At 69.4% G+C, this 24,433-nt stretch carries 21 protein-coding genes and 3 pseudogenes; 8 read left to right on the top strand and 16 right to left on the bottom strand.

Going from position 1 to position 24,433, the window contains the following annotated elements; genetic code table 11:
* Positions 1-184 (top strand): annotated as a pseudogene (locus DLJ59_RS37020) (hypothetical protein); the annotation flags it as partial.
* Positions 185-206: 22 nt separating this feature from the next.
* Here DLJ59_RS37020 and DLJ59_RS24960 read toward each other — a convergent pair.
* Entirely contained in the window at positions 207-1,037 is an 831-nt protein-coding gene (locus DLJ59_RS24960) for a DUF3152 domain-containing protein (RefSeq protein ID WP_124775063.1), read from the bottom strand.
* 139 nt (positions 1,038-1,176) lie between these two features.
* On the opposite strand from DLJ59_RS24960, the gene DLJ59_RS24965 reads away from it, so the two are divergent.
* Both DLJ59_RS24965 and DLJ59_RS24970 read left to right on the top strand, forming a co-directional pair.
* Positions 1,177-1,677, top strand: coding sequence for a SigE family RNA polymerase sigma factor (locus DLJ59_RS24965; protein WP_124775065.1), 501 nt, complete (start codon positions 1,177-1,179; stop codon positions 1,675-1,677).
* Positions 1,674-2,435 (top strand): hypothetical protein, encoded by a 762-nt coding sequence (locus tag DLJ59_RS24970; protein WP_124775067.1) that lies wholly within the window; start codon positions 1,674-1,676, stop codon positions 2,433-2,435. The genes DLJ59_RS24965 and DLJ59_RS24970 overlap by 4 nt, the downstream gene beginning before the upstream one ends.
* A 31-nt stretch (positions 2,436-2,466) precedes the next feature.
* Here the strand turns inward: DLJ59_RS24970 and DLJ59_RS24975 are convergent, their stop codons facing one another.
* Entirely contained in the window at positions 2,467-5,235 is a 2,769-nt protein-coding gene (locus DLJ59_RS24975) for an ATP-binding protein (RefSeq protein ID WP_124775069.1), read from the bottom strand.
* 202 nt (positions 5,236-5,437) lie between these two features.
* Here DLJ59_RS24975 and DLJ59_RS24980 point away from each other — a divergent pair, with 202 nt between their 5' ends.
* Positions 5,438-6,889, top strand: a complete 1,452-nt coding sequence (locus DLJ59_RS24980; RefSeq protein ID WP_124775071.1) for a M28 family peptidase — start codon at positions 5,438-5,440, stop codon at positions 6,887-6,889.
* A gap of 64 nt (positions 6,890-6,953) precedes the next feature.
* On the opposite strand, the gene DLJ59_RS24985 is transcribed toward DLJ59_RS24980, so the two are convergent.
* Positions 6,954-7,652, bottom strand: a complete 699-nt coding sequence (locus DLJ59_RS24985) for an SDR family oxidoreductase (protein ID WP_124775073.1) — start codon at positions 7,650-7,652, stop codon at positions 6,954-6,956.
* Positions 7,653-7,801: 149 nt separating this feature from the next.
* Here DLJ59_RS24985 and htpG point away from each other — a divergent pair, with 149 nt between their 5' ends.
* Positions 7,802-9,730 (top strand): molecular chaperone HtpG, encoded by a 1,929-nt coding sequence (htpG, locus tag DLJ59_RS24990; RefSeq protein WP_124775075.1) that lies wholly within the window; start codon positions 7,802-7,804, stop codon positions 9,728-9,730.
* A gap of 94 nt (positions 9,731-9,824) precedes the next feature.
* Here the strand turns inward: htpG and DLJ59_RS24995 are convergent, their stop codons facing one another.
* The gene (locus tag DLJ59_RS24995) at positions 9,825-10,190 is read right to left on the bottom strand and encodes a hypothetical protein (RefSeq protein ID WP_124775077.1); all 366 of its coding nucleotides are present in this window, start codon (positions 10,188-10,190) and stop codon (positions 9,825-9,827) included.
* Between the two features lie 164 nt (positions 10,191-10,354).
* Positions 10,355-10,678 (bottom strand): VOC family protein, encoded by a 324-nt coding sequence (locus DLJ59_RS38345; RefSeq protein ID WP_425271458.1) that lies wholly within the window; start codon positions 10,676-10,678, stop codon positions 10,355-10,357.
* Between DLJ59_RS38345 and DLJ59_RS25005 the strand changes: the two genes are divergently transcribed.
* A complete protein-coding gene (locus DLJ59_RS25005; protein ID WP_244236215.1) occupies positions 10,560-12,197 on the top strand; it encodes a recombinase family protein in 1,638 nt (545 codons plus the stop codon). The two genes, DLJ59_RS38345 and DLJ59_RS25005, sit on opposite strands and share 119 nt — an antisense overlap.
* Before the next feature lie 15 nt (positions 12,198-12,212).
* On the opposite strand, the gene DLJ59_RS37620 is transcribed toward DLJ59_RS25005, so the two are convergent.
* The gene (locus DLJ59_RS37620) at positions 12,213-12,350 is read right to left on the bottom strand and encodes a hypothetical protein (protein WP_244219151.1); all 138 of its coding nucleotides are present in this window, start codon (positions 12,348-12,350) and stop codon (positions 12,213-12,215) included.
* A gap of 395 nt (positions 12,351-12,745) precedes the next feature.
* Positions 12,746-13,693, bottom strand: coding sequence for a replication-relaxation family protein (locus tag DLJ59_RS25015; RefSeq protein WP_244236216.1), 948 nt, complete (start codon positions 13,691-13,693; stop codon positions 12,746-12,748).
* A 1,026-nt stretch (positions 13,694-14,719) separates the two neighbouring features.
* Between DLJ59_RS25015 and DLJ59_RS37625 the strand changes: the two genes are divergently transcribed.
* Positions 14,720-15,547, top strand: coding sequence for a hypothetical protein (locus DLJ59_RS37625; protein ID WP_244219150.1), 828 nt, complete (start codon positions 14,720-14,722; stop codon positions 15,545-15,547).
* On the opposite strand, the gene DLJ59_RS25025 is transcribed toward DLJ59_RS37625, so the two are convergent.
* The 5 genes and pseudogenes from DLJ59_RS25025 to DLJ59_RS25045 form a co-directional block, all read right to left on the bottom strand.
* The gene (locus tag DLJ59_RS25025; RefSeq protein ID WP_244219149.1) at positions 15,510-16,052 is read right to left on the bottom strand and encodes a hypothetical protein; all 543 of its coding nucleotides are present in this window, start codon (positions 16,050-16,052) and stop codon (positions 15,510-15,512) included. The two genes, DLJ59_RS37625 and DLJ59_RS25025, sit on opposite strands and share 38 nt — an antisense overlap.
* A gap of 95 nt (positions 16,053-16,147) precedes the next feature.
* Positions 16,148-16,255: pseudogene (locus DLJ59_RS25030) on the bottom strand (IS30 family transposase); the annotation flags it as partial.
* Between the two features lie 284 nt (positions 16,256-16,539).
* Positions 16,540-17,034 carry a YciE/YciF ferroxidase family protein gene (locus DLJ59_RS25035; protein WP_124775081.1) on the bottom strand — a complete coding sequence of 165 codons (495 nt, stop codon included), beginning with the start codon at positions 17,032-17,034 and terminating at the stop codon, positions 16,540-16,542.
* A 34-nt stretch (positions 17,035-17,068) separates the two neighbouring features.
* Positions 17,069-19,138 (bottom strand): amylo-alpha-1,6-glucosidase, encoded by a 2,070-nt coding sequence (locus tag DLJ59_RS25040; RefSeq protein ID WP_124775083.1) that lies wholly within the window; start codon positions 19,136-19,138, stop codon positions 17,069-17,071.
* Positions 19,135-19,578 (bottom strand): hypothetical protein, encoded by a 444-nt coding sequence (locus DLJ59_RS25045; RefSeq protein ID WP_124775085.1) that lies wholly within the window; start codon positions 19,576-19,578, stop codon positions 19,135-19,137. Before DLJ59_RS25045 ends, DLJ59_RS25040 begins: the two co-directional genes overlap by 4 nt.
* Before the next feature lie 191 nt (positions 19,579-19,769).
* On the opposite strand from DLJ59_RS25045, the pseudogene DLJ59_RS25050 reads away from it, so the two are divergent.
* Positions 19,770-20,210: pseudogene (locus tag DLJ59_RS25050) on the top strand (transposase family protein); the annotation flags it as partial.
* 461 nt (positions 20,211-20,671) lie between these two features.
* Here the strand turns inward: DLJ59_RS25050 and DLJ59_RS25055 are convergent.
* The 4 genes from DLJ59_RS25055 to tgmB form a co-directional block, all read right to left on the bottom strand.
* On the bottom strand, positions 20,672-21,415 hold the full coding sequence (locus tag DLJ59_RS25055) for a transcriptional regulator (RefSeq protein ID WP_124775089.1): 744 nt from the start codon (positions 21,413-21,415) through the stop codon (positions 20,672-20,674).
* A gap of 35 nt (positions 21,416-21,450) precedes the next feature.
* On the bottom strand, positions 21,451-22,029 hold the full coding sequence (locus DLJ59_RS25060) for a hypothetical protein (RefSeq protein ID WP_167493742.1): 579 nt from the start codon (positions 22,027-22,029) through the stop codon (positions 21,451-21,453).
* Positions 22,030-22,313: 284 nt separating this feature from the next.
* Positions 22,314-23,450: a methyltransferase domain-containing protein gene (locus DLJ59_RS37955; RefSeq protein WP_124775093.1), complete on the bottom strand. Its 1,137-nt coding sequence runs from the start codon at positions 23,448-23,450 to the stop codon at positions 22,314-22,316.
* Complete coding sequence (gene tgmB, locus DLJ59_RS25070) at positions 23,447-24,424, bottom strand: ATP-grasp ribosomal peptide maturase (RefSeq protein WP_124775095.1); 978 nt, start codon at positions 24,422-24,424, stop codon at positions 23,447-23,449. The genes DLJ59_RS37955 and tgmB overlap by 4 nt, the downstream gene beginning before the upstream one ends.
* Positions 24,425-24,433: the final 9 nt, after the last annotated feature.

Raw genomic sequence — 24,433 nt, forward strand, 5'->3', positions numbered from 1 at the left:
CCCGGGCCCCGCGCCGGCCGACGGTCCCGTGCCGAGCCCCGGTCCCGCGCCGGATTCGGGACCGGCCCCGGACCCCGACCCGGTGCCGGACAACGTCAGCCAGTTGCCGACCAGCCTCAACGTCATCTACGAGATGGGCCGGCTGGACGAGCGACTCGAACAGGAACGCCGCCGACGAACCTGAAGGCGCACCGCCGCCACCGGTCTCAGCGTGCCGAGTAGGCACCCTCACGCCGAGGGATCTCGTCGTCGTACGCCCCGACCGGCCCGCTGTAGCGGACCTTGCCCTTCGGGTACGGCCAGGCGTTCGCGACGCACCCGTGCAGCCCCAGCGTCTGCTGCTGCATCACCGGCGCCGGCCGGCCCCGTCCCGGGCACCGTTCGTGGCCGTACCCCAGTTTGTGGCCCACCTCGTGGTTGACCATGTACTGCCGGTAGGTGTCCAGGCTCGCGCCGTAACGCGGCACCCCCTTGACCCAACGCGCCACGTTGAGCACCACACGGGCACCGTTGCGGCACGAGGTGTAGGCGTCCGGCACGTCCTGGCAGAGAGTGTCGCGGGTGCCGGGGGTCGCCAGGTAGATGGTGAAGTCGGTCGGTTCGTCGGCACCGACCCGGCGCAGCCGCCACGCCCCGCCCGCCGTCCACCCGCGCGGGTCGTTCAACGTCGTGGTGATCGCCGTCGCGATGTCAGCCACTGGCAGACCTCGGATGTCACGCTCCACGGCGACCCGGTAGCGCAGCAACCGGCCGATTGTCGCGCGTCCGGGCGATTTCTCGCCGGACGCCACCGACCAGCGGTTACCGCCGGTGGCCGGGTAGCTGACCGGGATGACCGGCGCGGAACTGGGTCGGACGTCGGTGGTTGCGGTCGGCCGAGCAGAGGTTGTCGCTGGCCCGCCAGCCAGCGGTCCGGCGGCGACCGGCTCGGTGACGGGTTGCCCGGCGGCCGGCAGACCGCATCCGGTGAGCAACGCCATCACCAGCAGCGACGCCATCGAGGCGGTACCCCAGCGGCGGGTAACCTTCGTCGACATGTCTCTCCCCTCGGGCGTCGCTCGGCGGCGGCGCGGAGGAGAAGACGGGTGACCGTGGCGAAAAGTTGATGTGACCCAGGGCTCAACCTTTCGCCGGCCCCGCCCGTCTCTAGCTCTGTGGCACGGGGGAGGATTCGCGGTGGCGCGGGGTGACGCGGATTTCGTCGAGTTCGCGCGGGCGGCGTCCGCGCGACTGACACATGCCGCGTTCCTGATGACCGGCGACCACCACCAGGCCGAGGACGCCGCGCAGACCGCCCTGGTCCGGACCTACGCGTCGTGGTCGCGGATCCACGACGACGACGCCTACGGGTACGCGCGCCGCACGCTGGTCAACCATCTGGTGGACGGGTGGCGACGACCGATGCGGGAGTACCCGACCGACGAGGTGCCGGAACAGCGACGTGAAGACGTGGCCGACGACGTGGCAACCCGGCGCTGGTTGATCGCCATCCTCGGTGCGCTCAGCCCCCGGGAGCGCGCCATCGTCATCCTGCGCTACTACTTCGACCTGCCGGAGGCGCAGGTGGCCCGGGAACTCTCGGTATCCGTTGGCACGGTCAAGAGCACCAGCTCGCGAGCTCTGGAGAAGTTGCGCAGCGCCACGCCCCGGATGGCCGATGAGGAGGCGCGCCGATGAGCGAGCTGGAACGACTCCGCCACGCCATGCGGGCGACCGAGCGTCCCGACGCCGTGCTCGATCTGGCCAGCGTGATGCGCGAGGGACGTCGGTTGCGTACCCGACGGCGCGTCGCCGGAGCCGGGGCGGCGACCCTCGCGACCGGCCTGGCCGCCGTGGTCGTCGTGGTGGCGGTCGGCGCATCCGGGCCGGGCGCTCCGGCGCCGACCGAACGCCCACCGCCGGTCGCTGTCGCTCCGCCCTCGGTCGGTGTCTCGCCGATGGCGGAGAAGTCGCTGAAATCCACGCCACCGCCGACGGTGCGTAACGACGAGCCGCTACCGAAGCCCCTGGGCCAGTTGGTGGACAGCGGGGTGCGGCACGGCACCGAGCGTCGGGTCTACTACTTCGTCCCGGTCTCCGTGCCGGGCGAACCCAAGGTGTCCATCGGTCTGGCCGCCGGTCGCCAAGCGCCGGGCGGCCCGTTGACCACGGACATCCTGGTCAACGACGTCGAAGGCAGTGACCGCAGCGCCGGGTTCCACCAGATCGGCTACGACGAGGGCTCGGCCCCCGCGCCGGTGCCCACCTTCGGCTACTTCGTCGGCCCCGCCAAGCGGATCATCGGCACCGTGGACGGTCGGCAGGTCGATGCCCGAGTGGCGCGGTGGAGTTTCGACAAGCAGGTGGTGATCTTCTGGTTCGACCCGGTGCACCTCACTCCGGGGGAGCGGCTGGACGGCATCGTCGCCCGCGACGGCGGCGGCCGCCGACTCTGACGCGCTGCCGACTCTGACGCGTCCCCGGCGCTCAGGCCAGCCGACGCTCGATGGTCACCGTCGTTCCCTCGGCGGTGGAGACCAGTCGCACGTCGCCGTAGGCGTTCATCAGCAGCGCGCCGCGTCCCCGGTCCATCGCCGGCCGGCGGTCCCGCCAGGTGCCGAAGTCCCGTACCGAGATCCGGATCAGGCCGCCACCCACCTGGACGCGCATCCGCACCTCCGGACGGCTGGGGCGCTGCGCGTGCTCGACGGCGTTGTTCACGGCCTCCGAGGCGGCGAGCAGGAGATCTTCCAGGACGTCCGGGTCGACGTTCAGGTCGCCCAGGGCGCCGCGGACGTCCCGACGCATCGCGGCGGCCGAGGTGGGTTCGGACGGGTAGGTCCACCCGACGTCCAGGAGGTCACCCAGCACGTCCGGGTCGGCCGGCGGCTCCGCGACCCCGGACGCGTCGCGGACGGGATCGAGCGTCGGGGCCGGCTTGACGGGGCCGACCGGGGCAGGTCGTGCCGGGGCGACGACCGTCGCCGGGTCGCCGCCGAGGGCCGCCGGAGGGGTCCGGTCGCGGGCTCGTCGGATACTGGCCCGGATCCGGGCGATCAACTCGGCCGCGGCGAACGGTTTCACCAGATAGTCGTCGGCGCCCAGGCTCAGACCCTCCACGCTGGCCTCCCCGCCGGCCCGGGCGGAGAGCACCAGGACCGGCAGCGCCCGGGTGGTCGGGTCGGCCCGGAGCCGGCGCACCAGGTCGAAGCCGTCCAGTACCGGCATCATCACGTCGGTCAGAACCAGGTCCGGCAGGTCGCGGTGGATCTCGTCGAGGGCCTGCTGGCCGTCGGTGACGGCACGCACCCGCCAGCCCTGCCCGGTGAGCAGCCGGCTGAGGTACGCCCGCATGTCGGCGTTGTCGTCGGCGAGCAGGATCCGGGCCCCGGCCAGCTCGTCCGTGGCCGGTCGGAACGCGGGATCGGGCGCGGGCGCCACGTCGTCCGGTTCGGTGAGCCAGCCCACCGCCTCCTCGACAGCGGCCCGCGCCGCGTCACCCCGCCCGTCCACTGCCGGCCCGCTGACCGCGGTGCGGTGCGTCGCCGACCAGGGCAGCGTCACGGTGAACCGGCTGCCGACGCCCACCTGGCTGGTCACTCGGACGTCGCCGCCCTCCAGCCGGGCCAACTCGTACACCAGGGCCAGGCCGATGCCCGTGCCCTCGTGACTGCGCGAGCGGGCACCCCGCACCCGGTGGAAGCGTTCGAAGAGTTTCGGCAGGTCCCGTTCCGCGATACCGATGCCGGTGTCCGCGACGGTGAGGCGCACCTCCTCGTCGTCGGCGTCCAGGGTGACCCGGATATGGCCGATGAACGTGTACTTCAGGGCGTTGGAGAGCAGGTTCGTGACGATGCGTTCCCAGTTGACCGGGTCGACCGCGACCGGTCGGGGCAGCGGTGGGCAGTTCACCTCGAGAGTCAGTCCGGCCCGCTCGACGGCCGCCCGGAACACCCCGGCGAGTTCGGCGGTCAGCGCCGCCAGGTCGACCAACCGGGCGTCGCTGCGCGCGCGCCCGGCCTCCAGGCTGGAGAAGGTGAGCAGGCTGTTGACCAGCGTCAACAGTCGTGTGGCGTTACGCCAGCCAGTCTCCACCCGCTCCCGCTGCACCGCCGGCAACGGCGCGGTGGCGTCGGTGAGGGCGTCGGTCAGCGGGCCGAGGATGAGGGTCAACGGGGTACGGAACTCGTGGCTGACGTTGGCGAAGAAGTCGGTTTTGACCCGGTCCAGTTCCGCCATCGCCTCGACCCGGCGCCGCTCCTCCTCGTACTCCTGGGCGTTGCGCAACGCCACGGAGATCTGCTGGGCGAGGAGCTGGTGAAAGGAGCGGTACGCCTCGTCGAGCCCACGGCTGGGGCTCACCCCCGCGAGCAGGACGCCGAGCGGCTGATCCTCGTCGCCGGAGGGCAGCGGCAGCGCCAGCGCGGTGCGGACCGGGTCGTTCCATGGGCCGGCGGGCAGCGGCAGCCGGTCGGCGACGTCGGTCACCTGGGTCGCCCGGCCCTCGGCGGCGTCCGTCAGCCCCCAGGCGTACGCGGGCGGGCCCGGGTCGGTCAGCTCGACGGCGTCCGGCAGGGCCCGGGCGTGCCCCTGCTCGCCGCCGGTGCAGGCGACCCGTCGCAGTACCGCGCCGTCGCGCAGGTAGATGGCGGCGAACGGCACGTCCAGGGGATGGTCGTCGATCACGTCGATCAGTAGTGCGCCGGTGGCGTCCACGTCGACGGTGCGCCCGTCGCCGAGCACGGACAGGTCGCGCAGGAGGCGGAGCCGGCGTTCGCCGATCACCTGCTGGGTGACCTCGCTGCACACGGTCAGCACGCCGACGGTGTGGCCGTCGTCGTCGCGGGCCGGGGCGTGCGAGACGCTGAAGTACGCCTCCTCGCGGTAGCCGGCGCGCTCCAGCAGCAGTTGCAGCGCGGGGACCCAGCTGGCCACCGCGGTCGCCATCGCCTTCTCGACCAGCGGTGCGAGCACGTCCCAGCCCTCGGCCAGGGTCATCCGCACGTCGTCGCCGAGCGCGGCGGGGTGCTTGTCGCCGATCAGCGCCGAGTACGCGTCGTTGTAGAGCTGGGAGTAACTCTCACCCCAGAGCAGCAGCATCGGGTACCGCGAGGAGAGCACCATCCGGACGGCGGCGCGCAGGCTGTGCGGCCATCCGTTGACCGGGCCGAGCGGGGTGCGGGCCCAGTCCAGCTCTGCCATCAACCGTCCGGTTTCGCCGCCGCCGAGGAACAGGTCGCTGCTGGGTCGTGTCACGCTCGATCCGGCCCCATCGCAAGCCCCCGTTCCGGGCCTGACGACCCCTGCCGCGTTACCTACCCATCCTGACACTTCTACTCAGTTGTGCCGACGCCGGTACCCACCGTCGAACCGGCGGTGGTTCGGGACGAACGACCGATGCCTCATACATCGACATCTGTAATTGTCTCGGGTATCCCTCCGACCCCGAGGAGCCCCCATGAGAGGCAGAACGCTGAGCGCGAGAATCGCGCTCGCCGTGTTCGCCGCAACGACGGTGACGCTGGCCGCCCAACCGGTGACCGCGTCACCCCCGACCGCCACGACGGTGGCCCGGCCGATCGCCGCGCCCGTCGCGGCGTTGGCGGCGCCGGACATCTCCGTCACCAACGTCCAGGCGCACCTGACCCAGTTCAACGCCATCGCGAACAGCAACGGTGGCAACCGACGGGCCGGCTCGGCCGGCTACACGGCCTCGCTCAACTACGTCAAGACCAGGCTCCAGTCGGCCGGCTACACCGTCAGCGAGCAGTACTGCTCCAACTGCCGGTACCCCTCGAACAACCTGATCGCGGAGTGGCCCGGCGGTCCAGCCGACCAGGTGGTCATGTTCGGCGCGCACCTGGACGGCGTCTCAGCCGGTCCGGGCATCAACGACAACGCCACCGGCTCGTCGACCCTGCTGGAGAACGCGCTGGTCCTGGCCGCGCAGAACCCGACCATGACGAAGCGGGTGCGGTTCGCCTGGTGGACCGACGAGGAGCAGGGGCTCAACGGCTCCCGCTTCTACGTGAACTCGCTCAGCGCCACCCAGCGCGGCTACATCAAGGGTTACTACAACTTCGACATGGTCGGCTCGGTCAACGGCGGCTACTTCATCAACCGGGTCACCTCGACCACGGCGGCCCCGCTCAAGGCGTACTGGGACTCCCTGGGCCTGCAACCGGAGGAGAACGTCGAGGGTCAGGGCCGCTCCGACGACTACTACTTCCAGCAGGCCGGCATCCCCACCTCCGGCTACGCCGCCGGCGCCAGCGCCCGCAAGACCAGCGCCCAGGCGGCCAAGTGGGGCGGCACCGCCAACTCCGCGTACGACCCGTGCTACCACCGGTCCTGTGACACCACCGCCAACGTCAGCGCCACCGTGCTGAACCGGGCGGCCGACGGTGTCGCGTACGCGCTGTGGCAGCTCGCCGTGAGCGGCGGCACCCCGACCTGCACCGGCGGTCAGGTGGTCGGAAACGGTGGCTTCGAGAGCGGCAGCACGCCGTGGACCGCGACCTCCGGCGTGATCACCAACTCCAGCGGCCAGCCCGCCCGGACCGGGTCGTACAAGGCGTGGCTGGGCGGCAACGGCAGCACCCGCACCGAGAGCCTGTATCAGTCGGTGACGGTGCCGGCCGGTTGCGCCACCTACACGCTGGCGTTCTGGCTGCACATCGACACCGCCGAGACCACCAGCTCCACGGCGTACGACCGGCTCACCGTGCAGGTCGGTTCGACCACGCTGGCGACGTACTCGAATCTGAACGCCGCGACCGGCTACGTGCAGCGCAGCTTCAACGTGGCCGGGTTCGCCGGGCAGACGGTGACGCTGCGGTTCACCGGCACCGAGGACTCGTCGTTGCAGACCAGCTTCGTGATCGACGACGTGACGTTGCAGGCGAGCTGACCGCGTACCCGAAAGAGGTGGGCCGCCGCCGGGGTTTCCCGGCGGCGGCCCGTCGCGTCGTGGATCAGGGGAGCTGTGGGTAGAGCGCGGCGACGCCGCCGGGGAACCCGGCCTGCACCCGCCGGCTGACGTCGTCGGCCACGATCTCGTAGGCGTCGGCCTCGACGCCGTCGACGGCGAGCCGGGCGATCACCGCCGGGTCGGACTTGGGGCCGGTGACCGTCGCGGCCATGTCGGTGTCCAGGTAGCCGACGTGCAGGCCGGCCACCCGGACGCCCCGGTCGGCGAGCTGGAGGCGCAGCGCGTTGGTCATCGCCCACTCGGCGGACTTGGCAGCGCCATACGACCCGTGCAGGGGGAAGTTCACCCAGGACAGCACCGAGAGCACGTTGAGGATGGTTCCGCCACCGTTGCCGGCGATGACCGGCGCGAATGACCGGATCATCGACAGGGTGCCGAGGTAGTGGGTCTCCAACTCCAGCCGGATGAGGTCCAGGTCGCCGTCCAGCAGGTCGGCCCGGTTGTCGACGCCGGCGTTGTTGATCAGCAGGTTGACGTCGCCGGCCAGTTTCGCGGCGGTGGCCACCGAGGCGGGGTCGGTGATGTCCAGCCGCACCGGCGTCACGCCGGGCAGGTCGACGCTGTCGGGATTGCGGGCGCCGGCGTAGACCGTGGCGCCCCGGGTGAGGAGTTCGGCGGCCAACTGTCGGCCGAGGCCCCGGTTGGCGCCGGTGACGAGGGCGGTGCTTCCAGCAATCTTCATGGCGGTCACGCTATCCGACCTGACTTCTGTAAAGCAAAGTCAGCCATGTCACGGGGGTGGTCGGCTGGATCGGGAATACGACCCGGACGCGCCCACACCCCGACCGGTGACGACTCGTATCCTTTCCGCGAACCTCCGTACGAGCCGAGATGGGAGACGGTGTGAGCAACCAGGCCGAAACGTTGGAATTCCAGGCCGAGGCGCGTCAGCTCCTCCAGTTGGTGGTCCACTCCATCTATTCGAACAAAGACGTCTTCCTGCGGGAACTCATCTCGAACGCGTCCGACGCACTGGACAAGCTCCGGCTGGCCACCCTCGTCGACAAGGACCTCGTCGCTGACACCGACGACCTGCACGTCGCCTTGGAGATCGACCGCGACGCCCGAACCCTCACCGTTCGGGACAACGGCATCGGGATGACCCGCGACGAGGTCGTCCAGCTGATCGGCACGATCGCCAAGTCGGGCACCGCCGAGCTGCTGCGCCAACTGCGCGAGTCCGCCGACGCGCACGCCAAGCAGGACCTCATCGGCCAGTTCGGCGTCGGCTTCTACGCCGCGTTCATGGTCGCCGACCGGGTCACCCTGCTGACCCGCAAGGCCGGCGAGACCGGCGGCACCCGCTGGGAGTCCACCGGCGAGGGCACCTACTCGATCGAGGCGGTCGACGAGGCGCCGCAGGGCACCACTGTGACCCTGCACCTCAAGCCGGCCGACACCGAGGACAACCTGCACGACTACACCGCCGAGTGGACCATCCGCGAGATCGTCAAGCGCTACTCCGACTTCATCGCCTGGCCGATCCGGATGAGCGTCGAACGCCCCGGCGCCGACGGTGAGGCCGCCACCAGCGAGGTGCAGACCCTCAACTCGATGAAGGCGCTGTGGGCGCGGCCCCGCGACGAGGTCGACGCCGCCGAGTACAACGAGTTCTACAAGCACGTCAGCCACGACTGGGCCGACCCGCTCGAGGTCGTGCACATGAAGGGCGAGGGCACCTTCGAGTACGAGGCGCTGCTCTTCCTGCCCAGCCACGCCCCACTGGACCTGTTCTCCCCGCAGGGCCGCCGAGGCGTCCAGCTCTACGTCAAGCGCGTCTTCATCATGGACGACTGCGAGGCCCTGGTCCCGACCTACCTGCGCTTCGTCAAGGGCGTGGTCGACGCGCACGACCTGTCGCTGAACATCTCCCGGGAGATCCTCCAGCAGGACCGGCAGATCCAGATCGTCCGCCGCCGCCTGGTCAAGAAGGTCCTCGCCACGGTCAAGGACCTCAAGGCCAACCACGCCGAGCGCTACCGCACCTTCTGGACCGAGTTCGGCGCGGTGGTCAAGGAAGGGCTGATCGACGACACCGACAACCGGGACACCCTGCTGGACCTCCTGTCGGTGGCCTCCACCCACGACCCGGCCGAGCCCACCGACCTGGCCGGCTACGTGTCCCGGATGAAGGACGGCCAGAACGACATCTGGTACGCCACCGGCGAGTCCCGGGCCGCCATCGAGAACTCCCCGCACCTGGAGGCGTTCCGGGCCAAGGGGCACGAGGTGCTGCTCCTCACCGACCAGGTCGACGAGGTGTGGGTCGAGCGGGTCGGCACGTACGACGGTCGGCCGCTGCGCTCGATCGCCAAGGGCGAGATCGACCTGGACACCGACGAGGAGAAGAAGCAGGCCGAGGCCGAGCGTGAGCAGCAGCGACAGGAGTTCGCGGCGCTGCTCGACTGGCTCGGGACCACCCTCACGGACAGCGTCCGGGAGGTGCGCCTGTCGTCGCGGCTGACCACCTCACCGGCCTGCGTCGTCGGCGACGCCCACGACCTCACCCCGACCCTGGAGAAGATGTACCGGGCGATGGGGCACGAGCTCCCCACCACCAAGCGGATCCTGGAGATCAACCCGGGTCACCCGCTGGTGTCCGGGCTGCGCAAGGCCCACGAGCAGGGCAGCGACTCGGCCGCCCTGACCGAGACCGCCGAGCTGCTCTACGGTCTGGCGGTGCTCGCCGAGGGCGGTGAGCTGACCGACCCGGCCCGCTTCACCCGGACGCTCGCCGATCGGCTGGCCCGCACCCTGTAAGGCCGGGCTGGGTTACGACAGTTGAACGCTCGGCCGGATCACCGGCCGAGCGTTCAACTAGGTGGTGCGGATCAGCCCCGGTGTTGGTGCCCCGTCACGCGGCGGAGGCGGCCTTCGACCCGCGGTGCGACGCCGCCGGACCGGCGTTCCAGCCCCAACGGGGGGCCGGTACCGCCGCCTCGCGGCGCCCGTCCGTGTCGACGTCCTCGCCGTCGGTCCCGTCGACGGTCAGCTCGACCGAGCCGGGTGCGCTGCGGGCCAGTCGCAGTGAGTGCTCGGCACCGGTGCGGGCCGCGCACGGCCAGGGCTGCCCGGCGCACTGAAGGTTGCGGCACTGACCATCGTCGTCCGCCTCGTGTGCGCTCAGCACGTCGACCGCCAGCTGCCAGAGCAGCGGGTCGGTCACGTCGTGCGGGCGCTCGGCGGTGCGGCTCGGTCGGTTGCTGGTGTCGTCGGACATGGTGGGCCCCCCTCGTCAGGCTGTACCCCCCAAGGGTCACCCGTCAGCCGCCCGCTAAACCCCCGACCTGCCGTGATGTGTCTCAGCTCGCAACTGGGCCGCGGACGCCGCACGCGTATCGGTCAGTCCGGCAGTAGCGGCACCCGGCTCCCGGCCGATCCGGCTCAGTCGAGGCAGAACTCGTTGCCCTCGGGGTCGGCCATGATGAGGTGACCGGCACCCAACGGGGGAGCGGGTTCGTGCCGACCGAGCCGCTTGGCGCCATGCGACACGAGTCGATCGGCCTCCACCTCCAGGGCCGCCATCCGCTCGTCACCCGCCAGCCCGGGGGCGGCGCGGACGTCGAGGTGGACGCGATTCTTCACCCGCTTGTGCTCGGGCAACCTAGATTCGGTAAGAACCGATGGGTATGCTGATCCTGTGGCAGCGATCGATCCCCAGGCCCCGATCGGCGTGACGTATCCCCACGTCGCGCTATACACGCGTATCAGTAAGGACAAGTACGGCAACGCCGAGAGTTGCTTCGATCAGGAAGCGATCGGGCGGAGGTATGCCGACAGGATGTGGCCGGGTGTGCCGGTGGTGGTGTACTCCGATCCGGACCTGTCGGCGTTCGACGACGATGTTCATCGGCCGGGTTATGAGGCGTTGAAGGAGGCCATCAAGGCCGGGTTGGTGCGGCACTTGTGGGCGGTGGAGCAGACTCGCATCGAGCGGCGGGAGGTGCCGTGGTTTCAGATGGCGGCGCTGCTGGACTCGGTGGGTATCGAGTTGCTGCACACGCACCGCGACGGCGTTGTGCGGGTTCAGGACGAGGTGGCTGGTATCAAGGCGGTGCTGGCGGCGTCTGAGGTCCGCAAGATGAAGAAGCGCATCGCGGACAAGTTCGATGCCCAGGCGGCTCGTGGCGTTCCGCCCGGCTCGCGGCCCTACGGGTATGTACACGGTCGTTTGGACAACGGCGACCGGACGTACGTGATCGTGGAGGATCAGGCGGCAGTGATTCGCGAGGCGGCCGGGCTGGTTCTGGATGGCTGGTCGTTGGAGAACATCGCGCGACGGCTGCGGAAGCGGGGTGTCTGTGGCGCTCACCGGGTGAAGGTCCGCGATGAGAACGGCGAGGTCGTCACCGACGAGACCGGTCGGCCGGTCACTCGCCCATCGGAGATCACCGGCGCCACGGTGAAGGGCATGCTCACCAACCGGGCGGTCGCCGGAATCAACGTGCGCAGGGACGTCGAGGTCGGCGACGGCAACTGGACGCCCATCCTCGACAGGTCCACGTGGCGTCTGGTGGGCGCGAAGCTGGGCGGCGACCGGCAGGTGACGACGGTCAAGGGGCGCACGTACGTCATCGGTGACAGTCATCGTGGCCGGGCTCCTGGCCGCCGGTACCTGCTCACCGGCGGGAAGGCCCGGTGCGGCGTGTGCAAGGCCGAGCTGGTGGGCTCGGAGAAGCAGCTGCGCAACAAGTCTCGGGGCGTCTACACCGTGCCGTACCTGTTCTGTCATCCGAAGACCGGCGGCAAGTCTTGCGTCGGCATCATGGCGATTCCGACCGAGGAGTTTGTGGTTGCCGAGTTGTTCGATGAGATCAGGCGCCGCAAGGACGATCAGCAGATTGACGATGGGGCCGTCGGTGCTCGGCGCGACGAACTCGACAATGCGTTGAACGACGTGGATGAGCAGCGCAAGGACCTCGCTCGGATGTGGGCGTTGAAGCAGTTGACCGGTGTCGAGTGGGCTGAGGCGCGTTCTGCTCTGGATGCTGAGCAGCATCGGTTGGAGTCCGAACTTCGCAGGCTTCCTACGGCTGGCAAGGGTCGTGATCCGGCGGCGATCCTGGCCGACTGGGCCGTGATGACGCTGGACGAGCGACGTGAGGTGATCGATGACTACATCGAGAAGGTGGTCATCGAGCGCGCCAGGCCGGGGTTGCAGCGGTTCGACTCCGACCGGGTGAAGGTCATCTGGCGGAAGCCGCTGCACGCCCGGCCTGGCGGCTGACGCTACGACGTGACGTCATCCGGGTTCGGGATTCTCGCTGTCTGCTGGCGAGGTGGTGTCGACGGGGCGTAGCTCGGCGGGGACGTCCCAGCCGCGGGCGACGAGTTCGGCGATCAGCCCGCGGCTGAGCCGGGGTCGCTGATCGGCAGGCATCGCCAGCCTGCGGCGGCGTGCGGACCGGAAGACCCGCATTGCTTGCCGGCCGACCAGCGATGGCTCCTGCGGCTCGGGTGTGGTCGCGTGGCTCGCATCGGGCCGAGCGCCGACGGCGACGGTGGGCGCTGCGGCGCTCGGGTGGGATGCGGACTGTGGATCTGGCAGTGCCTGGCGTTGAGGGGTTGGGGTTCCGGCGTCAGTGGCCGGGACGTCTTCGGCCATACGGCTCCATCAATGTGTGTGTCTGGCTGGGGCTCGGTGTTGCGTTCACGGGGTTCTCCTGTTCTGCGCCTCGGGGGCGCTTCGTGGCCGCCGCGACGGTCGCGGCGGAAGGCTCGGACCCTCGGTGTGCAGAAGGTGGGTTGCGGGTTGGAGGAAGGCTTGGCCTGGACTCATCGATGAACTGTTTTGTTTGTCGGGTTCCAGCGGGCGTCGTGGTCGGGGTCGATGTAGGGCAGCTTGATGAGGCGTTGCCGCCCGGTGGTCGTGCTGCCGAAGACGTGCCACACATCCTCGGCGGGAGTCTTGCCGGTGCCGGTGAGGTAGTCGGCGGCTGTGGTGGCGACGATCGCCGGAGGCCGGTCGGCGTAGGCGACGCGGAGCCGGTCATGCCAGTGCTGCTCACGCAGCACGGTCGGCAGCACGAAGAGCACGGGCCAGCCCCACGTTTTGGCGTAGGCGAACAGCAGCCCGTACTTGCTCACCTTCTCGGTGAGCAGGTCGAGGCGCTCGCTCCCGGTGTCGTACTCGGCGAAGAACGGCACCGCCCGCCCGTCCTCGACCCACACGCCCGCTGCGTCCGGGCGCGGTAGGCCAAGGAACTTGGTCATCAGCCTGTGGTCGGAGCCGTCGCGGAACAAGGCCCCCGGCTCGTGGAACGCCGCTGCCGGCCGCCACACTGCGAGCCTCGCGCCGGGGTGGGTGCGCTCATGGAAGGCGAGGTCGATGAACACGCTGTTCCCGCCGAGCAGGTGCGGAAGATCCGGCCGGGAGATCAACGATTGGTAGCGGCGGCGGGCTTGGTCCCGGCGGGGCAAGCCCTCGCCGCGTTGGCCCATGACGTGCTCGTAGCCGAGCTGGGCCAGGACGTAGTGATAGGGGTAGGAACCTCCGTCGAGCTTGTTCGGCCGGAAGCGGGCCACCGCGCCCAGAGTGCTCAGGCGCAGGAGTCGGCGTTGGGCGAAGTCGAGGGAGGGAAACAGGGCTTTGGCGATCTGGTCGGTGGTCAGGACTCCGTGGTCGTAGAGCCAGGCGAGCAGGCGATCGTCTCGGTTCGTGATGGAGGCTTGCAGCCGCAGCAGCGGTGGCACGAGCGTTGCTCGTCTACTGGATGTGTTCACGTACACCCCTGGGGGGAGAGACCCCGTGAAGGGTCTGTCTGGATACTTCGCGGACCGCTGTTGGGCGGCCCGACCTGCACTGTTAGGCGTTTGATGGGGTCGGTTTGGGGGTCGGTGTCAAGACGGACGGCCGGACGGAGCCCAACACCGACCCCGCCACGGACACCGGCACCGCGAGCAGCAAACGCCAAGCGGCACAAGGCATCCGGGTCTGTGGGGAAGAGCTTGTCGGCATGGTGGGTGAGATAGCGAACGATGTTCATCGGGTGAAGCCTTTCGAGAGCCAGACATCTGTCTGATGGGCATGTCCGTGGTGCTTGCGGGGTCCGGCAGAAGCGTGATGCGCCGGTCGAGGTCCTGTCAGCGCTCCGGTCGAGGTGCTGACAGGTCGGGTGCGGACGGTCGTGACGAGTCCTCGGCCGTCTCGTCCGTGTCCGCGCCATACTGGACGCGACCGAGGACCGGACGGACGGGACCGGGACTCATGTCCGCTGACCGACGCTCCCGGCCGCGCCTCGACGGTCCGGGTACGGCGGTGCGGCGGTGCTGGGTGGCACGGGCGAGGGCCGCTGTGTGCAGCGGCCGACAGCCGTGGGTGGGGTTCGGCGTGGTCGTCGCGGCTGTCGGGTCCGTCATCCTCACGGGGACTGGTCTGCGATCGGACGCGGTCGAACGATAGGCTCGGTTGCGGGTTCCTCCTTCGGTATGGCCTCGCCGGGGCGGGGCGCGGCGGATTGGCGCGGGGCGGGTTGTCGAGTAGAGCGTCGCTGCACTCCAGTACCCGGCCTGTCCGGTCTGGCGAACGCCACCCGAACCTGACCCGACCTGACCACGGCCGGATGCGACCTGACAACGCAGCTCAGCGGGGGTGCGGCGTGCGGCCTGACAGGTTCGCCTGGCACCCCTCTTGGGCAACCGAAACCCGCGTCTCTGGACAAGGTGTGATCCAGTTCACGTCTAACGCCCACCTGGCAGCGGCACGGCGGGTGCTCTGTGGCGAGCCTGTCGCCGCGACAATCGAGAGCTGTGGAGCCTGTCGCGGTCGCCCCGGTGTTCGTCGCCGAGCGGCCGATCCTGGGCTGGCTCGACCCGGTCTTCTTCACCCTCGCCCAGCGTGTGCACATCCCGGCCCTGGCGCTGACCGCCGACTTCCCGCCGACCGACTGCACCCCGGAGCTGTTGCGCGCCGAACTCGAACGCCGCACCGACGACAAGGAGCCCACCGACGACCTATGGACCGCCGTCATCGCCCAAGCGCGTCAGCCCGGCGAGGCCGGGCGGGTGTGGCAGCTGCTGGCGTGCGGGCTCGCGCTCAAACGACTGCGGGCCGTGGACCGACGTATGCGCGCCGCGACCGTGGACGAGCGCGGCGACATCCACGCCGACCTGCTCGAAGGGTTCCTCAACCGCCTGGCCACCGTCGACACCAGCAGGCCCAACATCGCGGGCAGGCTTGTGGACGCCGCAAGGTACAACGCGCGCAAGGCCCGCAAGGCCCGCCGCACCCACCTTCCCGTCGAGTACGCCCTCCACGCGCCCGACCCCACCGCCACGCCCGGCACTGGCCCGCACAACTGGACCGAAGCCGTGCAAGGCATGGCCGACGACTTCACCGCCGCCGGCCGCCGTCTCGACCCCCAAGGTCTGGAGCTGATCGCCCGCACCCTGCTCGACCGGCAACAACTCACCGAGGCCGCAGCGGACCTCGGCCTGAGCGTCGATGCCGCCTACAAACGCCGCCGCCGAACCGAGGAGGCCATCGCCGCCTTCTACTGCATCGCCGGGCGCCGCCCGGCCAGTGGGCGCGCCAAGGCCGTCAGACGCGATCCTGCTGCCACGGCAGAGGGGGCATAGCCGGAACCGCGGATTCGTCCACGGCGGGTCGGCCGTGAGCCACCTCCCACAACTCGCGGAAGATCTCCGCCAAGTCCTCGGCCCACATCTGATCAGCCTCGACCCGCCACACCGTCCGACCGAGCGCGTCCGCCACGACGAGCACCGGCCCGCCAGATCGGGCCACCAGCGTCGCCGACTCGGCGTGCCCCACCACGATCGGGGCTTCGTCCCCACGGGCGGCGTACACGCGATCACGACCCGGCGGCGGGTCCTCGCGCGCCAGGTCCCACACCGCGAACACCGCCTCCTCGATCGCCGGGACCGCACTGACCCGCGCCATCAACGCCAAGGTCGCCCCCTTGGACGACTCCCACCGTCGCCCCGGCAGAATCGCCAGCTCCAGCGCGAACTCGGCGCTACGCGCGATACGCCACGCCCGCCGCTCGGCCAGCCGCCGCGCCGCTTCACCCCCCTCGACGGGCACGGCCGCCCCGGCGCGCCGATCAGCGTCATGGTCGCTCACATGCGTCAGCCTGCCACCTCCGCCACGGCCCCCGATACCGTCCCACCCAGCGAACCAGCGGTGCAACAGAGCCCTCCACGATTCCAGAGGATTGACAGGCAGGCCACCAGCCCACGCTTGAGCGCGCCGCGTCCTTGGATGTAGAGCGCCTGTTGGATCGCCTCGTGGCTGATGCACATGTCCTTGTCGTCGGGGAAGTCGACGGCCTGGGCTTCCCTCTGAGATGTGGACACCCTGAGACTGGATGTTGATCCCCAGAGGAAGGGGTGTCCCCGTTGGGGCGTCCATCGAAGTGCACGGAGCCGACAGAGAGGGTCGTTGTCGACGTCGCGGGTGTAGTGGAACCGGGTGGTGGGGCGGCTCTTGGTGGGTTGTCGAGCCAGTGCCGCATCCCACCTGGCTCTACACCGACCACAGGGCGCTCGGCGGAACCGGCCGATGTTGGGCATACGAGATTCGCCCCTCCGGCCGGAGCCCGGCCGGAGGGTCAAGTGTGACTGGTAAGCAGTTCTTCGCTGAGGGTCTGGTTCCGTTCTCTTAACTGCTGCGCGATTCTTGTCCTCTCTGCCAGGTTTTTGATCAGGCACCTCGTGCAGGCCACCGATCCGATGGTGATGGCCCAGTCGGTGAGGTGTTCGTAGCCTGCGATGGCCAGATTGGTTATGCGTTGTGCGGAGTTCAGCGCGAATAGGTCGCGAACCGCGTCGTCGTGAGGTATCCGCAGGAGATTCTGGAAGTCCTCCCGCACTCCGTGGATCGGTCCCGACCGGGTATGCAAGGGAGTCACGCCGAGGTGGCGCAGGCATGTGTCGATTCTGGCGGAGTGTCGATCACTCATGCTGACCATATCGCCGAGGATTTGCTTGAGTGTGTCGTCGCGGACCCGAGATCGGACAAGGAGCCCGAGGATGGATATCGCTTCGCGTTCGAGGTCTTGCATCGCCGCGAGTTCGAAAAAGAATATCTCTTTTGCTGTTTTCATCCCTTGCCTCCTTCGCCCGTGTTCGGGCTTTCCTTCAGTTGGCTGAGGCGATACCGCGTTCGTTGTGGTTGGTGTCTGGCCGGCGACGGCCGAGGGCGTCCACCCTTCCCCACCGGCCTGGGATGTCGAGCAGTTCGATTCGTTCGGTGCCGCTGGGCAGCGCGGGATCAACGACGAGGTGATTTCCGTGGGGTTGCAGCCCGAGGATCACCCGGATGAGGAGAAGAGGGGTTGCGGCGGACCATGCTTGTGGACTGCAGGCTGTCGGGTATTGCACCGGGTACTTCGTTCGTTCACGATCGTATCCGGCGAATGCCTCCGGCAGGCGGCCTTCGAAGTAACGGGCCGCGTCGAACATCGCTTGGCAGATGACGCCGGCCTCCTCCCGGAACCCGTACCGCCACAGGCCCCACGCGATGATTGAGTTATCGAATGGCCACACCGTCCCGACGTGATAGCCCAACCCGTTGTAGCGGCCGTTGCCGGTGGCGAGGGTGCGGATGCCCCAGCCGGAGAACATCCGGGGTCCGAGCAGGTGGGCGGCGACGTCCGATGCCCGCTGTTCATCGACGATGCCGCTCCACAGCAGGTGCCCGATGTTGGACGACAGGGCGTCTACCTGCCGGCCTTCCGCGTCGAGGGCCAGGGCGTAGTATCGTCCGTCATCAACCCAGAAGTCCCGGTTGAACCGGGCTTTGAGGTCGGCTGCCTCTTGCTCAAGTCGCTGCGCGTAGGCAGGGTCGTTCCACACGAGACGGGCGAGCCGAGCGCCGCGCATCTTCGCGTCGTAGGCATAGCCCTGTAACTCGCAGGTAGCCCTCGGGAAGCCGGGTAGCCGGCCGTCGGCGTAGGAAATCGAGTCCCACGAATCCTTCCAGCACTGGTTCTGCAGCCCTGTGTCGGGGTTCCTCGTCTGGTACCACACGTAGCCGGTGCCGAGCAGGTCGCCGTAGGTGTCGATCCAGTCGAGCGCCGCCCTGGCCTCCATCTCGAAGCGTTGCGGGAGCAAATCGTCACCGGTCCACGTGTGGTACTCATCGAGCAGGATCACGAAGAGCATTGTCGAGTCGGCGGAACCGAAATAGGGCGAGTGGGGCTGCTCCCCGAAAGCGGCGGACTCGCCGTACCGCAGTTCGTGGAGGATCTTTCCCGGTTCCTCGTCCCGGAAGTCATCGAAGCGAGAGCCCTGGGTGAGGGCCAGCGTGGTGATGATCGGCGGCGCGAGGTGCGGCAGGAAGGACAGGGACTGCAGGCAGGTGAACAGGCTGTCACGGCCAAACAGGGTCATGAACCACGGAAGGCCCGCGGCGACGAGTTGGGTGCCCGTGCTGACGGAGGTGTAGCGCAACGCCGCCAGGTCGGTGAGGCTGCGACGGTAGGCGGTGGTGATCGACTCGTTGTCGCTGATCAGCCGGGGCGTCTCGCTCAGCCAGGTGCTCAGCGCCTCGCCGATCTGCGTCGCGGACCGGGGGCGATGCAGACGCAGGCTGTCACGGAAGTCGTGTCCCTGCGCGCCTACGATGTTCGTCGCCACATGGAAACGGGTGCGCCACTCGGCGTGCGCTGGGATCCGGATGCGGAACGTCATGCCGTGCTCGTCGACATCGCCGGCAACGCTGCTGGACACCACTGTCTCGCGTTGAAAGCTGCCGCGACGGTAGGCGAAACAGAGAAGACCGTCCTGGACAACAACGCTGATCGGGGCGACCTTGTTTGTCGGGTTCTTGACGTCGAACAGATCCGCGAAGTCCGCACCCATCTCTACTCTGACCACCAAGTCCACCGGTTCGTTACCCTCGTTGAGAACCGCGAGATCCTCAACGAAACTCCCGCCGATGCTGCGATGACGGATCGCGGAGATCTCCGTGTCAACGTAGTGGGTCGGCTCACCAGGGACCAGGAAGAACCGACTCTCGTAGTACTGCAGGTCATCCACCGACAGGGCGGTCAGGCGGTCGCCGTTGATGGTCAGCTGCCACACCGACAAGAACCGGGTGTCGTAGGAGAAGAGCCCCGTGGGAAAGACGGGCGAGGGATCGACATCTCCCTGCCGGTCGCTGACCAGAAACGTGTTGCCGTCAAGGATGTTGACCAAAGGGTTCATAACCCCTCCGCGGGCTTACCGCGGGCGACGGTCTCATTCATCCGCTCCCGCCACCAACTGCTACCTGATCGGCCCCTCGGGTCGCCCGACCCCGGTGCCGAGGGAAAAAACCGCCTGAAGGCCAACAAGAGCCTGACGTCACCGACCAGAGTCGCCTCGTTCCGCAACAGCGCGGCGATCACCTGTTCTCTCCCCGCCATCAGCTGATGAAGAAGAGCGGCGGGCACCGCCAACGTCGCCTCAGCCGGCTCCACGCCGTGGTCCAACGCCACCGCCCGGTCGCGCATGATGAACCGCCACAGCTCCGCGTTGTCAGCGTACTCCACCCTGATCAACAACGTGCCGGCCACCCAACCGGGCAAAACGCGGCCCGCACGCGACGGCAAGGCCCTGAAGAAGACCTCCCGCTCCCGGCTGAGTTCCCTGGTCGAGGGCGACATAACCGTATGGTAGGCGTCGCGCCCACCCTCCGTGTGCGGACTCGGCCAGCCCGAGGAGTACATGCTCACTTTCGAGTAAGAGCGACCGGCAATAGGTCCAAGATCCGGACAGGCGGGTACCCGCAGGCAGCAAGCAGGCACGGGTCCATCGATCATCGGAGTTCTCTACGCTCTGTGACCGATGGCGTCCCGTGCCTGCGCTGCCATCATCGTTGCTCGAACCGATCTTCCTCCAGTTCGCCGCGTTGTGTCCCGAGCAACCCGGGTTCGACCCGGGCCATCCCCTCGGTTGCCACCGCCGCCGGATCCCGAACCGGGTCGTGTTCGAACTGCTCATCGCCTCTCTGGTCCATGGATCCGGGTACGAACGGGTAGCCACCGACCAGTGCTCGGACCGCACGATCCGCCGACGCCTGCACCTGTGGGCCGAGGCCGGGCTGGGCGAACAACTCCACGAACTCGCGTTGGACGCCTATGACCGCATGATCGGCCTCGACCTGGCAGACGTCAGCGCTGACGGCGCGATCACCAAGGCCCCATGTGGTGGGGACCGGGCCGGCCGCTCCCCGGTCGACCGTGGCAAAGGTATGAAGCGCTCGACCGGTGTGGACGGCTACGGCATCCCACTCGGCCAGTGCCCAGGCACGCTCATGCATCGCCTCCGGGTGTCTGCCGTGGCGGATCATCAGTGCTCCCGCTCGTACAGCAAGTTCTCGGCGTCCAACGGCGCACTACGCCCGCCGACCGCATAGCCGCCGTACTCCGGTTGCGCCCGCCCCCGGTCCTGATCGGTCGCCGGAATGGGATCGGGTTGCCGAGCCTCTGACCGGCTACCGGTCCGGCAGGTGCAGGGAGAGCGCGTCCGCCGTCGTACCAGCGGGGGTCTTCCCCGGCCGCCGCGATGACCGTTGCGGCGAACGCCCGCACCGCGCACGGCGTCGGTCTGCCACACCTCGCGCACGCCTCAGCCGCTGTGCCCTCGTGACGCTGGTACAGCTCCACAGCTGTTGCGTGGGTCAGAGTGCCGCGCAAGGTCGGAATCGGTCGATGCATCGCGGCCCCCGTTCCTCTCGTCGCGGCCGTCGCTGGGGTGTCAGGAGGCGGGGCGTGTCCGGTCCGCTTGGTGGATCGGGGTGACGGTGGACCTGCCTTTCGTGGCTCGGCCACCGTGCGCGCGAGGTGTGGTGTCGTCAGCACTGGTGAGGAGCAGCCGGAACCGGGCTTTGGAGTCGGTGTCGACGAGCGTGAGTGCCTGATCCAGCGCCGATTGCGCCGCGACCCTCGGCGGTGCGGGCGCCCTCCGGTGCTCCCAGCGAGAGACGGTCGCCGTGGTCACGCCGAGGTGTTCGGCGAACGCGCGGACGTTCATCCGCAGCGCCTCGCGCAACGCGCGGACCTCCCGCCCGGTCCACCGGCCGACGACCATCGGCGTGCACCCGCACTCACCCGGACACTCCGCTTCCGCAGTGGGCACGGCCGGCGGCGCCGCGTGGTGCCGGCGTTGCCGTTCGCGGGCTTGTACTTCCTGGGCATGGAAGTCCCGCACGAGCGCGTCCACCTGATCGAACGCGGCCAACAGGGCTCCGTCCGCGCCGACCGCTGCGTCGGCGCCCTGCCAGAACCGGCGGGTGGTGCTCTCCCGGCCGATCTCGACGTTGCCGATCTGGCTGCGGGAGTAGCAGATGAGCTTGGCAAGCTCGACCTGCGTCATCCCAGCGACGCCACGCCAGGCGGCCAAGTGCCGGCCGAGATCCTTGCGTGCCTCGGCCACCTGACCCGGGGTGATTCCACCCGCCGCGCCGAGGCGGCGCGGCTTGCCGGGTACCTGCCGGGCCATCCTGCCCGGCCGCGTGAGCTGAGTACCCGCCACCGCTACCGCGCCCGCCGCTCAGCCAGCGAGTACACCTGCGCACCACCCGCAACCGCCGGGAAGTCGACCACGGCCGCGGTGAGGCTCGCCGGACCGGCGCCGGACGCGTCGATCAGCACCCACACCCCACCGGCCAGCACCGCCACCCGGCCCGCCGCGCCGTCCTGGCACACCACCGTGACCGCCGTTCCCGCCTCCGCGCTCACGTCCACCTGCACCGCCGCCCCGGCGTCCGCGTCCGCCCCGGTGAGGGCGGCAAGCGCCTCGGCCACCGGCGCGGCGGGCGGTGCGATGCCCACGCCCGTCGTCGCCGCGCCAGGCTCGGCCGGGCCAGCCTCGCCGGACGCGTCCGGTTCGACCGTCGGCGCGTCGCTGGCGTGCCCCTGGATGATGTAGAACCCAAGTTCGGCATCGGTGTCCCGGCCGAGCACCGCCCGCAACGCGGTGCGGGTGTGCGCCGCCGGCCATCGATGCTCGCCACGTTCGAGTTTGCCGATGTAGCCAGCATGGATGGCGAAGTGTCGTCCCGCGTGCTCGTACAGATAGGCGTTGACCGCCTCGGCTAACTCCTGCCGCGACATCGGCCGACCCGACCCCGATGGGGACCGCCGCGCCCGCCGAGCGTTGCGCAGCAGTTCGTTCGGCCCCGGTTGATACGCCACTGTGTACATCCGTCCCTGAAATGCGTGGTTGTGGTGGCAGGCACGGGCTAGGCGAGCGGTACGCGCACTCCGCAGCGGTGCGCGGGCCCCTCTCCTAGCCCCGCCCGCGCGGAGTGTGTGGGCGTGCCAGGGTGAGGCACCCGGCGGGCCTGCTGGGTGCCGCCCGCCGGGGCGTCGTGTGTTGTCTAGGCCGGGTTAGGTTGTTAGGCGACCGGCTCGCCGGTGAGGATCACCGATTGGTCGTGGTCGAGCCAGATGTGGTGGCGTCCGTCGTCGTAGGCGGTCATCCCGAAGCGGCGGATGCTAGGAAGCTGCCAGCGGTTCCAACGCTGCCAGGCGTCCTCGATGGCGGGCCACAGGGCGCGGGGTCCGCCGTAGGTGACGGTGGCCTTGTCGGTTCCGGGCCGGTACTGCACCCACGAGCAGTCGGTCTCGGTGTGCAGGAAGATGCCCTCGCCGCCATCTGGCAGGTTCTTGCTGATCGGGCCGAGACCGGGCACGGCCAGTTGCAGCAGGAACCGCAGCTCGCGCTCGTCGAACGCGTCGGCGGGGATGTCGCTGGTGGTCTGCGTCGGCTGGGTGAAGTCGAAGCTGGTGTCCGGGTCGGTGCCGTCGCGGAGCGGGTGGTCGGCGCGGGAGCGCAGCCACATGAAGTGGCCGGGGGTGTCGTGGAAGCGGCCCCGCACCGAGCTGGGCGTGGTCTTGTCGGCGACCAGGAGCGCGGACGCGAGTTCGCCTCGCACGTCGGCGACGATGCGCCCGCCGTGCACGAGCTGGCTGATCCAGGCCGGTGGGATCGTGGCGACGGCGGCGGTGGCGATGATCCGGCTGTACGGCGCGCGGACCGGCACCCCGAGCGCCCCGTCCCCTGCGGCCAGGAACGGCCGGTGGCCGAGGCCAGCCAGCCGCGCTCGGGCGGTCTCCACGAGCATCGTGTCGATGTCGATGCTGGTCACGTTCGCGTCGCCGAGGCGGTGGCACAGCAGGGCGGCGTTGAAGCCGGTTCCGGTGCCGATCTCCAGCACGCGCATTCCGCTATCGACGTCGAGCAGGGTGAGCATCTGCGCCATCAGGCTTGGGCGGGTCGAGGAACTGGTCGGCCAGCAGAAGCCGCCGCCCGGGTGTTCGGCGATCTGGGTGACCAGCGACTCATCGGCGTATACCGCCGCCAACCCTTCGGGCGTGTCGGCGCTGACCCGCTCGTTGTCGTCGTCGTAAAAGTGCGGCACGAACACGTGCCGGGGCGTCGCGGCGAACGCCTCCCGCCAGCCTGGAGCCAGCACATCCCGCCGGGTCAGCTCGGCAACCAGTGCGTTCGCGTGGTCCTGCCACCTACTCATGCGCGAGTTCCCTTCACCAGCAGATCGGCCAGTGCCGCAGCGATCGGCGCACCGGTCTCATGTTCCAGCCACAGCCACTGACCTGCCGGGTTGCATTCGAGCATGACCCAGCGGCCTTCGGGGGTGATAACGAAGTCGAACGCGCCGTAGCTCAACCCCAGCCGTTCCAGGAAGCGGCGCACGCCCGTTGCGACTGATTCCGGCACGTCGATGTGCTCGTAGGTGAGCGAGTCGTAGTCGGCCCGCCAGTCCACCCGTCCAGCCTGCGAGCGCGAGCGGATCGCGACCGCGATCGGCAGCACGCCGACCACGGTCACCCGGGCCTCGAACGCCTTCGGCAGATACTCCTGCACCAGGTGCGCGGTCGCCGCGAACGCCTCAGCGGAGATGTCGGCGGGGTCGATGATCGTGGTGTAGGGCTTGGTCGCCTGGTGGCCGTCCTCGGTGAACACCAGCGACGACAGCGGTTTGCACACCACCTGCCCGCCGACCCGCTTGGCGAACGCGGCCACATCGGCGGCCACGTTGCTCAGCAGCGTGCACGGCACCGCCAGCCCGCACCGGGCGGCCAGCGTCAGTTGCAGCGGCTTGTACTCGGCAGCGGCGGACTTGACCGGGTCGTTGACCCACAGCGCATCCAGGCTGGCCAGAAGCCCGCCGAGGCCGTGACGGGCCTCGACGGCCGCGAACACCTCATCGGCCGGTGACATCCCGGCAGGCAGCCGAAAGCTGGTTGGCCGCCAGTAGAACACCGAGCGCACCCGCTCCAGATCGAGCGTGTCCGCGGCGGTGCTCAACATGCCGGCCCAGCCGCCCTCCGCCGTGGTCGTCGCGGACAACCGCAGCTCCATCGGAAAGTCGCCGGTGTCGAGTCGCACGACCTTGCCTCCGGCGTGGGCCAACGCAGCCGCCACAGCGTCGGCTGTCGGGTCGTCAGCGCTGGTCAGGACCAGGATCGTGTCTTTGGTGTTCACGGCCGTCGC

The organism is Micromonospora inaquosa, assembly GCF_003857055.1.
GTDB lineage: Bacteria > Actinomycetota > Actinomycetes > Mycobacteriales > Micromonosporaceae > Micromonospora > Micromonospora inaquosa.